This is a genomic window from Nocardia sputi (assembly GCF_023501985.1).
In genome coordinates, this window is the sequence record NZ_JAMFLC010000027.1 from 57638 (window position 1) to 71563 (window position 13926).

Annotated in this window: 10 protein-coding genes; 1 reads left to right on the top strand and 9 read right to left on the bottom strand. The window is 66.1% G+C overall.

The window, feature by feature from the left end:
• Positions 1 to 41: 41 nt before the first annotated feature.
• The 7 genes from M8859_RS30415 to M8859_RS30445 all read right to left on the bottom strand — a co-directional run bounded on the left by M8859_RS30415 (position 42) and on the right by M8859_RS30445 (position 4545).
• Positions 42 to 917, bottom strand: coding sequence for a nucleoside hydrolase (locus tag M8859_RS30415; protein WP_249645260.1), 876 nt, complete (start codon positions 915 to 917; stop codon positions 42 to 44).
• Between the two features lie 168 nt (positions 918 to 1085).
• Positions 1086 to 1538, bottom strand: a complete 453-nt coding sequence (locus M8859_RS30420) for a hypothetical protein (protein ID WP_249645261.1) — start codon at positions 1536 to 1538, stop codon at positions 1086 to 1088.
• 137 nt (positions 1539 to 1675) lie between these two features.
• Positions 1676 to 2089: a hypothetical protein gene (locus M8859_RS30425; RefSeq protein WP_249645262.1), complete on the bottom strand. Its 414-nt coding sequence runs from the start codon at positions 2087 to 2089 to the stop codon at positions 1676 to 1678.
• The gene (locus M8859_RS30430) at positions 2086 to 2622 is read right to left on the bottom strand and encodes a hypothetical protein (RefSeq protein ID WP_249645263.1); all 537 of its coding nucleotides are present in this window, start codon (positions 2620 to 2622) and stop codon (positions 2086 to 2088) included. Before M8859_RS30430 ends, M8859_RS30425 begins: the two co-directional genes overlap by 4 nt.
• On the bottom strand, positions 2619 to 3167 hold the full coding sequence (locus M8859_RS30435) for a hypothetical protein (protein WP_249645264.1): 549 nt from the start codon (positions 3165 to 3167) through the stop codon (positions 2619 to 2621). The genes M8859_RS30430 and M8859_RS30435 overlap by 4 nt, the downstream gene beginning before the upstream one ends.
• Positions 3164 to 3625, bottom strand: coding sequence for a hypothetical protein (locus M8859_RS30440; protein WP_249645265.1), 462 nt, complete (start codon positions 3623 to 3625; stop codon positions 3164 to 3166). Before M8859_RS30440 ends, M8859_RS30435 begins: the two co-directional genes overlap by 4 nt.
• 71 nt (positions 3626 to 3696) lie before the next feature.
• The gene (locus M8859_RS30445) at positions 3697 to 4545 is read right to left on the bottom strand and encodes a hypothetical protein (protein ID WP_249645266.1); all 849 of its coding nucleotides are present in this window, start codon (positions 4543 to 4545) and stop codon (positions 3697 to 3699) included.
• A 453-nt stretch (positions 4546 to 4998) separates the two neighbouring features.
• Here M8859_RS30445 and M8859_RS30450 point away from each other — a divergent pair, with 453 nt between their 5' ends.
• Positions 4999 to 6375, top strand: a complete 1377-nt coding sequence (locus M8859_RS30450) for a serine hydrolase domain-containing protein (RefSeq protein WP_249645267.1) — start codon at positions 4999 to 5001, stop codon at positions 6373 to 6375.
• Here the strand turns inward: M8859_RS30450 and M8859_RS30455 are convergent.
• The gene (locus M8859_RS30455; protein ID WP_249645268.1) at positions 6356 to 7543 is read right to left on the bottom strand and encodes a helix-turn-helix domain-containing protein; all 1188 of its coding nucleotides are present in this window, start codon (positions 7541 to 7543) and stop codon (positions 6356 to 6358) included. The two genes, M8859_RS30450 and M8859_RS30455, sit on opposite strands and share 20 nt — an antisense overlap.
• Before the next feature lie 111 nt (positions 7544 to 7654).
• Positions 7655 to 13681: a MobF family relaxase gene (gene mobF / locus M8859_RS30460; protein WP_249645269.1), complete on the bottom strand. Its 6027-nt coding sequence runs from the start codon at positions 13679 to 13681 to the stop codon at positions 7655 to 7657.
• Between the last annotated feature and the right edge of the window lie 245 nt (positions 13682 to 13926).

The window sequence follows — 13926 nt, forward strand, 5'->3', positions numbered from 1 at the left end:
ATTCCTTTCCGGGCAGTCGTCGCTGTTTTCCGGTGGCCGGATTACTGCGGTGGCGGGTTGAGGGGCAGGACTTCGGACAGCCAGGTGACGGCGGCGGTGTAGTCGATGCCGGTGGAGACCTCGATGACGCGCCCATCCGGGTGGCGGGAGATGCGGCCGTCGGCGGCGATCCGCACGGTCTCGGTGCCGAATTCGGCGACAGGAACGCCGAGGGCGGCGGCGAGGGTGACCGGGTCGTTCATCCAACTCGAGGGCCGGTGGGCGAACCATTCGGTGGCGTTGGCGGCGACGAGCCCGGCCCACGGCGGTGCGTCGGGGGCGGTCAGCCACGTGTAGAGGGGGGGGGAGTCGGGGCCGACGGCGAGTTCGGGGGTGTTGGTGTGGGTGGACAGCACGCAGCGGGGCCGGTGCGCGGCGCGCAGTACCAGCCCGAAGGCGGCGGGGTCCATGCGCGGGTTGTGTGAGGCTTTGCTGGGGTTGCGGTAGTGGTCGAGCCATCCGCCCTGCATGGTGAACTCGATCTGTTCGATGTGGTGTGGGCAGGTGAGGAAGAACTCGGCGACGTTGGAGACAGGCCCACACCCGACCCAGATGATGGTGTCGGTGGAGGTTTCGCACATGTGGGAGAGGAAGTTCACGACGTCGGTGGGCACCGGCCGCGCTTCGGGGAGGTGGCCGTGCATGACGAACCGGTCTTCGGAGCCGTCGAGTGCGCTGCCGGCGACGACGGGGACGTCCCGGCGGCCGATCCGGTCGAGGAATGCGCGGGCGTAGCGGGCGCGGTCGTGGTTGGGCGTTTCGTCGTTGGTGACCACGATCAGGTCCGCGACGACCGCGGCCGCGACCCACAGCGCCAACGCGTCATCGAGGTCATGACCGATATCGGTGTCGAACACGACCGTGTGGCGATCGAACACCGCAGGACCAGTCGGCTGCCCGGCGGCCCGAGACGATGGTGCATCCAGACAGCCGTAGTGAGGTGACGTGCGCAAAGAGAATCCTTTCGAATGTGCTGAGGGCGTGACCGTGCTGGCGGCGCCTGCGCAGGCGCCGCTGAGGTCGGTGATGGGTTGTGAGGTGGCCGATCAGGGTGAGTCAGACCGGGGCGAACACGGAGCGAATGACCGTCCGCTGCCGTCGCGGCGGGGAATGGCTCTCAGTTCGATGCGCCGAGGTCGCCCGACCGGCGGCATACCGTCAGTGCGGCGGCGAGGCTGACGGCGAATACCTGAAACCAAGCCCGTGACCAGCGCGTCGTAGCGTCGACCGAACTCCGCGATGGCGGGGTCGAACGGGCACGGCCCCAGACTGGGAGACCATTTGGAGGAGATCGCGATCCACATGGAGAGTCGATCGATCAGTTCCCCGGCGGTCAGGATCTCCGGGAAGTCATCATCGACAAGGACGACCGATTCCGGCCGGTTGCCCCGAGACCAGGTCACTTCATCATCGATCACACGGGCGATGGTGCGATCCGGATCAGCTTCTGCCCCTCTGAGCAGTCGTTCCTGCAAGTCGTTGGGGTTCGAGAAGTTCACACCGTCGAGACAGGTCATCCACAACGTGACCGCGACTCGAGCGGCGTGCTCGAGGTTCGTCACTGGGTCCGCTACGCCGTCCCAGAGCGCGACGAGACGGTTCATGTCGGGCAACGGCGGCGTTTCCGGGTGCGTGCTCACAGGAGTCCTTCGAATGTGTCCTCGCCCGCGGGGCGGGTGAGGAGGGCGGCTATCGAGACACCGGGAATAGGGGTGGGGCGGTGCAGGGTGGCGCCGTCGTCCGTGTCCGCGGTGACGATGCGGATGACCATGGTGGCGGTGGTCAGCAGCCGCCGACCACCGGGTAGGTGGGTGGTGTCGGGGACGACGATCAGCCAGACATCGGGCTCGCGGCTGGCGTGCCGAGCGAGGGCGGCGATCGTGCCGCCGGTGTGATGGTCCAGATGTGTTCCGCCCCAGCGATAACCCCAGCTCTGCGCGCGGTGTCGCATGAGCGCACCGATACGGTCGGGTTCTGCCAGCAGCGGGACCTGCATGTAACCGAGCGCGATCGGCGCATCGGGAGTCAATGGGTGGGGCAGGCGTGTCATCGGGCGCTCCCGGCGAGGGAGGCGGGGTGGGGAAGGTGCACCCGGCGGCTGACGATGCGCGCGACGAGATGGTTGTAGGCGACGGCTTGGTCGATCAACTCGTTCGCCGCGACCGAGCTGGGAAGAAAGTCGCGGTCGGCGGTCACTTCGCGCGCCCAAAACCGGGTGTGACGCGAGAGCGCCTCACCGAGGCCATGCGGATGTGGGCGAGCGTGGGTGAAGTCGATGGCGTGCTCGATGAGCAGGTCGTGCACGTGCAGATCGATCCGCGCCATCAGCGCGTGGATCTCGCGGGTTGTGTGGGCGAAATCCTCGCCGGCCACCGCCCAGTCCGGCCGGGCGGCCCTGCGTTCGATCAGTGTCTCGATCTGCCCGAACACTGTCAGCTGCCGCTGGTGGGCCTGCAGTAACCCCACCGCGGCGGCGAGGATCTCCGGGTGGACGAAGTCGCTGGGATCGAATACCGGGGCACGCAGTGCCCGCCACACGGTCCGGGCGGTGGGAAGGCTGATATACCAGTCGGGTCGGGTCACGATGTACCTCTGCGTGACAGCGCCGAAAGCTGCTCGACCCGGGCGCTGTAGGCGCGCTGCGCGGCGAGCGCACTCGTTATGGCGGTCGCGTCTTGCGGGTGTTGTGCGTAGGTCACCCACTGCTGCGCAATCGCGGACACCAGTCGCCCGACATCGACCTGTCCGGCGGGAACGTCGAAGAGCACGGCGATTTTCGCGTCCAGGGTCCTGACGCACCAGGCGATCTCGCGATCGATCACATGTGTGTCCGGCTCGGTGGCCCGGACCCGGCGCTGATGCGCGTCCACCATCGAGGCGGACAGCATCGCCACCCACTCCAGCCTGTGGCTTCCCGCAGCGGCAGTACCGTTCCTGAGCGCTCGATCGCGTAACCACGTTCTCGCGCGCATCCCTGCCGCAGCGAGGACAGCCCGCGGGTGATGGGGTTTGTGCTGCACGGGCAGCTGCGCGGCGAAGTGGGTGATCCATTCGCTCGCGGGCGGCAGCCCGGCCAGGTTCGGGACATGCGCGTCCACCGGTCGTGTCGCTCCTGTTCTCGTGGTCATGGTGTGGAGTGGATGCCGCGCCATCCCAGGGGCAGCTCCACACGACGGGCATGGATATCGGCCAGCAGATCGGCGTAGCCTTCCCGCACCTGAGCGAGGTGGAACCACGCCTCGTGACGCAGCTGCTCGTCATCGGTGTGGCGGACGGTCCACCACGCGGCGGCGTACGTCGCGGCGACATGACTGATCACCTCGCCGAGAGAATGGGTGTGCCTGCGCGCCCCGGTCGGACGTGGCAGGTGAAACACCGCCCACGAACTGATGTGCTCGACTATGTCCGCGATCTCCGTTCGCACGGTCGCTTCATCGGAAACAGCCGACGGTCGCGGTGAATCCGCACCTCCGGGGAGCAGCACGGCATGCAGATCACCGAGCTCTCGCGCCCACCCGATCAACGGCGCTTCATCCTTGAGGTGTCCCGCGATCGCCGCGAGCAGCTGCTCCGGCGCCAACAACATCGCCGGACCCGACACACCGTGCCCGCCAGCGTGCGACGACACCACCGCCTGCCCCGGCCGCGTCGCGCCGTTCACAATCGGCCCTCTGAACTTGCGGCGGGCACTGTAACTGGTCGGGCGTACTCCGAAGACAGCGTGCAGCGGGTGACGGTGCGACCACGGTGGGCGAACCGCTCGATGCGCGCGCACAGCGCAGCCAGCGTTTCGGCTGGCGGGTCGTCGCGGTGGCGGGATTCCTGGAGTTCGACCACCAACCGACCGTCCTCGCGCTGTAGCAGCCGAATGGTGCCCTGGTGGCCGAAGGGGCTGAGGCCGAGCTCACCAGCCGCCTTCGCCGCAGAGTTGGCGTCATCAGCCAACGCCATATAGAGCTGGTCCACCGGATCCATCAACTCCGGCCAGCCCCGCCGAGTCAGCTCCTCGATCATGTCGAACCGTGTCACCGTCGGTATCGCCCCAACCGTCGACTCCGCCAGCACCCGATCGCCCATCCGAGATGGCTCTCCGGGAACAACGGCATCGGGTGCCTCCCCGCTGGCGCTGGCGCGGGAGACAGCAATCTGCAGGTAGTAGATGCGCGCTCGCGGCATGTACGTCAGCCGCCGAATTACCGCCTTGCCGGACGGCCCGAGACCGGACAAGTGCTCGCGTGACGGCACAATCAGATGACCGCCACCGCAGCCTTCGATCTCCTCCATCACCTGCCACAGCAACTGCGTCCGAGGCGAACCCACATCCCACAGCTGCTCCAAAGGCAGGTTCCGAGCCGCAGCCGCATACTCCAACCGCCGCATCACCGCGAGCGCAGGCTCCGCACGATCGACATCCTCCACGATCGCCCGCAACAGCCGCTCCGGAGCAGTCGGCTCGATGACAACCCGCCCCGAACCGAACGCGAAGGCAGCCGCATAGTCATGCATCGCCCGTACGACTGCATTGCGAGCCTGCGCAGTGGGCAGTAGTTCTGACTGTGCGTATCCGAACCACATGGCGTTGACTCCTTGGTAGTTGTCGGTCTTGGCCGGTGGAGGCGATGCAGCCCGCCATCACTGTTGCGACGGTGCACCGGATTGGCTTTTGACCACGGCACGAGCCGCCTTCTGGATGAGCACTGCGGGCGGTACGGCGTGTCGCGTCGGTGGGTGGCCGACGCACATGGCGTCGACAATCGTTGTTGGACTCGGTGGCTCGGTTGGTTGCGTGTTCTGCATTCCAGGGCCTCGCTGATTGGTGCACTCGAAGAACGGCTGACTGAGTCCCGATCGGGAAGCCAGCTCGCCCCGCCGTCAAGGTCCTGTGGGGAAACCGGGACGGCGTGCTGGGTGCTGGTCCTACCCTGGCCTGGGGGAATGCGCTGTGGAAGGCTTTTTCTGTTGACAAAATGGTTGTCCACAGAGCGCGGCGAAGGCTTGTGGAATGCTGTGCTTAAGGGAGAGGAGTTCATGGATAGCGACTTCCAAGCGGCACTGTCGGCACGTGTAGTCGAGGTGCAGTCCACTGCGCGAGTCCCAAGCCTGACGGTGGGTGTCGGTGTTGAGGGCGTTCCGCTCGCTGTCGCCTCTGTCGGGTACGCAGACGTCGAGAATTCGATTTCCGCCACTGGTGAGAGCAGCTACCGTATTGGGTCGATCACGAAGACTTTCACCGCAGCGCTAGCCTTGGTGCTCGTCGAGCAGGCGGAGCTACATTTGGATAGCCCGGTGAGTCGATATCTCCCGGGCACACCCTTTGGTCGCCTTCCAGTTCGCATGCTGCTGTCCCACAGCAGTGGCTTACAACGCGAAGCGCCCACCGACATGTGGCAGACCATGCACGGACCGTCACGAACTGAACTCAGGGAGTTGTTCCAGCATGCCGAACTAGTTGCCGATCCGGGGGAGCGCTGGCATTACTCCAATCTCGGCTACGCCGTCCTCGGTCAGATCATCGAAGAAATTACCGGTCAACCGTGCGACACCTCGATCACGGAAACTTTGCTGGACCCGCTCGGGCTGAGCCGAACCAGCTGGACTCCACCGTCGAATGCCGTGGTCGGCTACAGGCTCGATCCGCACATTGATGCCGTGCATCGCGAGCCGGTTATGGATCAGGCTTCGATCGGTGTTGGGGGCCAGATGTGGTCCACACCAGATGATCTACTTCGCTGGGGACATGTGCTGGCGGGAGGCGACGCGACCGTGTTACCCCTGGCAGTAGTGGAGAAGATGCACACGCTTCAGGTCATGGTGGACACGGCTGGCTGGACAAGGGGTTGGGGGCTGGGCCTGATATTGGAGCGGCGACATGGCCGGATCGTCGCCGGACACACCGGCGCGATGCCGGGCTTTCAGTCCGCACTGATGCTGGACCGTGGCGCCGAGCTCGCTGTGGTGGTCTTGGCAAATGTCACCCGGGGAATCAAGGTCACTGACCTCGCTCTGGAGGTTTTGGAACTGGCCGCAGCAGCGCGACAGCCGAAACCGACGCAGCCCTGGCACCTGGCCCAGCCCTGCCCACAGCACATCCAACCGGTACTCGGTAGCTGGTGGTCGGAAGCTGATGAAGTGATCCTGCGATGGGAGCGGGACGGGCTACATGCGACGCTCGTCAGTGATCCCGTCGCTGGCCGTACTCGTTTCATTGAAGAAGCGCCAGGGCGATTCCGTGCTGTGGAAGGCAGACTGCAGGGCGAGCTGCTAGAGATCGATCAAACGTCAGGCGGGGTCGAGATGCGTTGGGCCACCTATCCGCTCACCCGCACTCCGCGATGAATCTCGCCAAGCGTTCCTTTACGTTCGAGACCGAGGTGCCGTCACAGGCGCGCAGCTTCAGATCAGCAGACCGAAACATGTGCAAGACCCGTGGCGTGACCGAACCTGCGGCGACCCCGTTCATGGCCTCTTCGACTGACGATTCGGCGGCTTCCTGGTCACCGATCCGCAGCTGGGCTTCGGCTTGTTCGAGCAGCCAGATAGTTCGATTGCGCACGAAGACTGCCGGGCTGGCTGAATCCTGCTCGCGCAGCGATTTGATCGCGGGCTGGAGTTGGCCGAGGTCGAGAAGGGCTGATCCTCGATGTCCAGCCAGAGCGGCATCATCGAACACCTCTAGCCAGACAGGATCGGGCTCACTCGGATGATGTCGAGACAACTCGGCTTCAGCGGTGGCCAGCATTTGTCTGCACAGGTCAGCCTCGCCCAGCCTGGCGTGAGCGCGCGCTGCCATCGTCGAGACGAATGCGTTCAAGCGCCGGTTGCCACTTCGCCGTGCCCACGCAAGGGACGCGTAGGCTCGCTCGGCACCGCGTGCAGGATCGCCCGTCCACGTGCTCATGAAGCCTGCGTTCGGCCCCCCGATAAACGCGAGTAAGTCCAATGCGCCGGCCTGCTCGGCGACACGTTTGGCCGCAATGAAGGATTTGTCGGCCAGCGCGACACTGCCGCGGTCGAACAGCATCCAACCCACCAGCTGGTGAGCCTCAGCGATGACGCGTAGCAAGGAACTGCGATGGGCATTACCCAGCCGTGAGACGACCGGTTTTGCTGCCTCGGCGTATGCGACGACCTCATCGAGGCGTTCAGCGGCCATCGTGTGATCCGCTGCGCGCACCCGCGTGATGAGATCGCGAAGTGCGACCTCTGCTGAGTCTGGCTCCAGCAGGACGCGGCGTGCCGACAGGCGAGCAGGCTCGACAAACGGGGCAGCGAGACGACTCAACTGGCCGTCTGTCTTCAGGACAGCGTCAAGACGATCCACCAGATCAGGTTGCGGGCGCCGCTCCGCTTTCTCGATCCGCGCCAGGAGGTCATGGCTGACAAGTACCAGTGGTGCCAATTGCCGCAGCGAAAAGCCAGCAGCGACCCGCCGAGCGCGAAGTTCAGCACCGAACAGTGCTTCCGCTGTGGCGCGCGGTTCGAATGAGCGAGGGGTTATTCCCACCGGGTGATTATTGCGCCTGGCGATACCGGCACACCAGTGAAGGAACCGGTCTAATCGACCGCTACCGGGCCCCACGCCGCTTGTTTGAAAAGATGCCCTGCGCGCGGGATCTCACAAACCCAGGTCGTCATCGGGCTGTTGATGAGGTTCGGCCCGTGCATCGGTTAGTTCTTGGTAGATGTCGTCGGTCGGCTGAGCAGGTGGGCGAAGTCGTCGTTCTCGCGCGAGTTGTGTCGGGTCGAGGATGCGGCGCCGGTGTTGTTCGGCGCGGTACTCATCGAGCTGTCGATGGATGTCCGTTGTGCGCGTCCAAGCTTCGGCCTCGGTGTCGGCGCGCGTGTCGATGGCGGGTCGGTGATCGAGAGCAGCTGCTGGATCAATCTGCAGAAGGCTGTCCCAGTTGTCCGCGGTTCCGGCGAGCAGGATGGCTTCGCGGTTGGCTTGGCGTGCGGCATCGCGTGCGGTGTTGTGGTCGCGGCTGCGGTTGATTTGTTCGCCGACGAGGGTGTCGATTCGGATTTGGAGTGTGCGTCGTTGGCTGCGGCGGTGGCGGGGTGTGGCTTCGAGGGCGGCGCGCGTATCAGCGAGTTGGGTCGCGACGGCGTGGAAGGCTTTCGCGGCGGTGTGGAGTTGTTCGTCGGCGGTGCGGGCGTCGTGGATGGCTTGTTGTGCTGCGGTGTGGCGGCGGATGCGTTCGTCGGTGTCGTGTTCGTGGTCGGGGGTGTGTTGCTGGGCGGGGCCGTAGAGGAAGGTGTCGGTGTCGGCGGGTGCGAGGCTCTGGTGGAGTTGGTCGATGCGCTCGTTGAGGTGTGCGTCGGTGAGCACGGACAGCGGATTGTCGGCCGGGTCGGCAGCGGTGGCGTCGTTGGTACGTGGGTGCGTGGTTTGGAGTGGCGGGTGGTCGTGGATCCAGGCTTCGATCGCGGCGCGATGGGCCGGGTTGCTGGTTGCGCGCCAGTCGCGGCGCAGCATCGCGAGGGCTGCGGGTGCGGGGTAGGTGCTGGTGATGTGGGTGCAGCGGGCGGTGATGTGGTCGGCGGGGTCGTGGTCGGGGATGCCGGGTTCGCCTGTGTCGCGGCATTCGCCGCACAGCCCGTCGTCGGTGCGGCGTGGGGGTACGGGACTGGTGTCGGTGAGGGTGCGTTCGAGGCCGCAGGCCACGCACCCGAGCCCGCGGGTGTCAGGGACGGCGGCGAGGTCGTAGTCCAGCGTGTGGTTCTTCGGGCGGTCGTCGGGGAGCACTTCCCGGTAGTAGTGATGCACGACGCCGTCGGGAATGCGGCGGTCGTAGGGCTGGTCGTCGACATCGGAGCGTGTGTCGACATAGTCCTGTTCGGCGCGGCGGGCGTCGATCTGTTTGTCGGTGAGCGGTTCGCGGCGTACAGCAGGGTTGATGTAGTGGTGGTGGTCGCGTGCGGCTTCGTGGCGTCGCTCGCGCTGATACGCCGGTTCGGTACGCCGGGTGCCGGGTTGGTAGATGTGCGGGTCGGTGTCTGGTGTGCAGGCGTCGATGAGCGCGCGATGCTGGGGGTAGCGGTCGGCGGCCCAGCGCAGTCGTGCGCGGGCGACGGGGAAGCTGTTGCGGTACAGCGTTTCGGTGATGTCGGTGAGGATGGCGCGTTGTTCGTCGGTCGCGATATCGGTGAGGTCGGCAAACCTTTCCATCGTGGCGGCGATTTGGCCGGTCTGGATCAGCTGCGCCACGGTGCGGAGGCGTTCGGGAAGCCCGGTCCCGAGTGTGTCAGCGGCTGCAGGCTCGCTGACGGGACTGGGAGTTGGTGCCGCTTCGGGGACGGCTGGGTGGTCGTTTCGGGCGGGCGCGGGGTCGGAATTGCGCTGGCGGATAGGGTCATTTGTGGGTTCGGACATGGTGGTGTGGCGGGGTTCGTGGTTGCTGGTGGTGTCGTTGGTTGGGGTGGGGGTGTGGTGGAGGAGGGCGTCGATGCGCCAGGCCAGGGCACTGGCGAGTTGGTCGTCGCGTAGGCCGGAGGCGTGGTCGGGTTGGGCGGCGAGGAGTAGTTCGTGGGCGGTGGCCAGTAGTTGGTGTGGTGTCCAGTCGGTGCTGGTGGCGCGGTCGATGGCGGCGACGACGCGCGGCCAGGCCGGGTCGGTGAGGACGCGCTCGGCGGCTTGATCACCGAGCACGGTGTGCAGGTCGGTGATCCAGTCCGGGCGCAGATTGCGGTGGCCGATCCCGGTGTCGAGGGCGGAGGGTTCCAGTTCCAGGCGCGACCACAGCGCGGCCGCGGGCATCTCATCGGGCAGCGGCCGCCCGGCGGCGGCCTCGGTGAGCAGGTTTTCGATGTCGAGGCCGGCGCGGGCGGCGACGTCGATCTTGTCGGCGAGGATGGGCCAGTACGGGTCCGCCACGACCCGGCGATCGAGGCGTTCGAGGGTTGGCGCCCATCGGTTGACCGGTCGATGGATGTCTCCGAGTGTGTCGGTGACTCGGGTGTCGAGCAGCTGCTGGTGCTCGCGTTCGAGGCTGCTGTAGCGGGGCGGGCCGGTGGGTCGGATGTCGCGGTCGTCGACGTGCAGGCTCGCGCGCCAGACCGCCAGTTCACCGAGCAGGGCTGGGGCGGCGCCGACGAGGGGACGCGCCCAGTGCGGTGCGGTACTCGGAGTCCACGCCTGGATGTCGGTGCGGATCTGGGCGGCGAGGTCGGTGACGATGCGGGCGCGGGCGCCCAGGTGGGTGGCGTCGAGGTCGTCGAGCAGACCGCGGGGGATGCCGTGTGCCCATGGGAGGGGGCCGGTGCCGGTGGAGTGGGTGCCGGTGGGATCCAGTCGCCAGTCCAGGACGGCGGCGATGTCGTCGGCGGTGTCGAGTTCGCGGGCACCGGCGGCGGTGTGCAGGGCGGCGACGGGGTCGCGCCCGGACAGGGCGATCGTGGCCAGGTGTTGGCGCAGCACGGGGTAGGCGGGGCTGTCGGTCAGGTGCGGGTGCAACGCTTCGGCCGCTTGATCGAGGCGATCGAGCACCTCGGTGCCGAGCGCGTGTTCGGCGGCGACACCGATGGCGTCGAGGTAGATGTCGATCGCGCGGCCGATGCGGTTGTGTGGGTCGAGTGCGTCGCGCAGGTGGGTGTGTGCGGATTTCTGGGCGCCGTCGCGGCCCAGAATGCGTGTCATACCCTCGACGGCGGTGAGTGGGAAGACCGCTGGTTCGCTCCAGAACGAGCCCTCCGAGCCGTCCAGAGCTGTCGGGATGTAGGCGTGGTTGGCGTGCACGCCGCGCGTCATCGCGACATACAACTGTTGCCGGGATTCGCCTCCGGTGAGCGCGATATGGCAGGTATCGGCGGTGATTCCTTGCGCGGAATCGATCGTCGCCGCGTACCCCAGACGCACATGCGCGGAGACATAGTTTGCGGGCAGCCGCACAGTTTCGCCGGGTTCTCCGCGACCGGAAAGCTGGTGTGTGGCGGTCAAACTGCCGTCGTCGTGCACGGCGGTGACGGTCCAGGTGTAGCCGTTGCGCACCCAATCGTGCGCGCCCAGGCGCAGGCGAGGGTTGTTGCGGCGCGTGCGGATCGTGTCACCCACCGACGCGGCGAGCCCGTCGGCGAGGGCGCATTCCGCTCCTACCACTGCGCTGGCGCGGGCGATCCGGTCGGCGCGAGCGCGGGCATTCAACGGGGTCACGACCTCGTGGGTGGCGGCCAGCATGATCGCCTGGCGCCCGGCGAGGTGATCGGTCCTCCACGCGGTGTAGGCGTCATCGTGGGTCGCGCCGTGATGGCCGCCGTGTACACGTCCGTTGTCCAGATACCAGCCCAAAGCGGCCGGATCGCCCTCCCGGAGTTGCAAACTCGCGGTCGCTTCCGCCGATGAGGCGAACCGCACAACATGGGTCAGGGTCAAGGTTTGGTCGGGGGCGGCGGCGTGCATGTCGGCATCGGCGCCGCCGGCTTCGATCGCGGGCAGCTGGTGACCGTCGCCGATGCACCGCACCGTCGCCCCGCGTCGGGCCAAGAATTCCAGCAGGCGTAGGCGTTTGTGGTTGCCGAGCTTGACGTGCTCGTCGACGATCACCAACGTGTCGGCGTCGATTTGCAGCACCCATTCCGGCAGCGCGGGCGGCGCGTCCCGCTCGAAAGCGGGGTTGTCCGGGTGCGGGGTGTGGCGAGTCAGGACGTCGAGGAGTTTGTCGACGGTTTCCACTCGGGCACCGATCGACGTGCCCAGTTCCGCGGCGGCCGCAGCGGTGGGCGCCAGGCCGAGGACCTGTCCGCCGCTGGTGTGCCATGCATTGGTGAGCACCCGCATGGCGGTGGTCTTCCCGGTTCCGGCGGGGGCGTTGGCGGTGTGCACCCGCAGGCCGGAGGTGGCGAAGCCTTCGATCACACCGATCTGCCCGGTGTTGAGCGGCCGATCCGGATGCGCGGCGTTGTAGGCGCGCACCGCATCGGTGACCGTCTCCGGCGAGAGCTGGCGTGCGCCGGACCGCACCGACAGCTCGATCAACGCCTGTTCCACCGACAGAACACGCGTCGAGGTGTACAGCTGCGAGCCCGCTGCGGTGTAGACGCTGGTGCCGTCACGGCGGCACAGCACTTCGGGCACGTCACCGAGTTCGGGCGCATCCGCGATGTCGGGATCACCGAGTGCGATCGAGTGCGGGGACGAGAGCGCTTCAGTGACTACGGCTTCGGTGACCTGTTCCCAGTCCGTCGCCGGCACGCGACCGCGGAGCTGCCGTTCGGCTTCGGCGCGAATATTGGTGGCCCGCCACGTGGCGCGATGCTCTGACACCACCTCCAGCACTCGATCAGCAGTGCGCGTCATCCATTCCGGCGAAGACGCGATCCGTGGTAGTCGGGGCGGGTTCAAGGCCGTGGAAACCATCTGGGCGACGTCGGCGCGGCTGCCGAGCAGCGCGATCGCCTCGGCGCGCCATGTCGCGCGTTGCTCGGCCAGGGAGCGTAGTTCGTGCTTGGCGGGGCGGGTTTCCAGCGTGGCGCGCTCAGCGAGGTCGAACATCTCGGTGGGGATGGGTTCACGCCCGAACCGCTGCTGGAATTCTGCGGCGAGTTCGCCCAGTCGCACGGTGATCGCGGTGTCACGCCGCGACCATGCCTCGATCAACTGTCCCGGGATTCCGTGGATTTCGCGGATCGGACGTTTGGACGGATCGGCGGTGGGGCGTTCGGTGAACTCGACGCCGACGAGCCGGTCGAGGTGATGCTCCAGACGGGTGTTGTAGATCTCGGAAACGGTGACCAGCGCCTGGTAGATCGCGGTGCCGTCCAGGGTGCGCCACTTGCCGTCCAGGGTGCGAACCCGGTTGGGGATAACGACGTGGGTGTGCAGGTCCGGGTCCCCGGCGCGGGAGTCGCGGTGGGTGAACCGCGCCGCGACGATGCCCTCGACATCGACCTGGCGCACTCCGTTGCGACCCAGCCGGGTGAAGATCCCGTGCCGCTCCAACCACTCGAGAGCGTCATCGATCGCGGCCTGGTGGGCGGCTTCGATCTTCTCCGCGATGCCCCGTGGCGCGAGTGCCCACAGCACCGACACCGACTTCACCGGCGAAAAGGTGATGTCGAAACCCGCGACGGCGGTGGTGTTCGGGCGCGAGTTCTTCGCCACCCACCCCGACAACTCCCGCGCGTCTTGCGGCGCGCGACCGTACTCGTCGGTGAACATATCGAACGCGACACGGGTCCGAATCCGCGCCCGTTCCGCATCAGGAATAGGTGTGTGCGGGTCTGATCCGTGCGATGAATTGTGTTCTTCGAATGCCTTCCTGCATCGTTTGCGGAACTCGGAAAGCTCCGTATAAACCCGAAACGGGTGACCCAAACGCGACGCTTTATCGGCCGCGCGCGTCGCATCTTTGAGCTTCGCGCCCAACGAAACCTGTCTGTCGAACACCGCAGCTTCGATCTGCTTGGCGTTAGGGTGGCGACCCAGTCCGAACAGGGATTTCATCTGTTCTTCGGTCACTTCCTCCCCGGCAGTGAGGCCGAGCGCGGTCAATCCTGTGCCGTACCAACACCCCGGATACTCACCTTCAGCGGAGTAGTAATCGGCCAAACTCGACCGGCCGCGGGACGTGACGTCATACGCGGCGACATTTCGCAGGTAGTACTGGAAGCCATTGCCTGCGACGACTTTATGAATCGTCGCGGTCATACATCCATCAAGGCATGTAATAGCGTTCAGCGCTAGGGCTGTATTTGACTATTTTTCTGTCGAACTCAACAAAAACCCAGGTCGTTACCAAAACGTTACCCTCGATGCAAGAGGTCTGCTTGAGAAAAGAGAGAAGAAGAGAGAGTAGGTGAGCTGTGGAGGGTGTAGGAGGAGTAGGGCAGAGAGGGCGTGTGGATGGATGTGGATAAGTGAGGAAGGTGTGGATGGGTGAGGGGATATGAGTG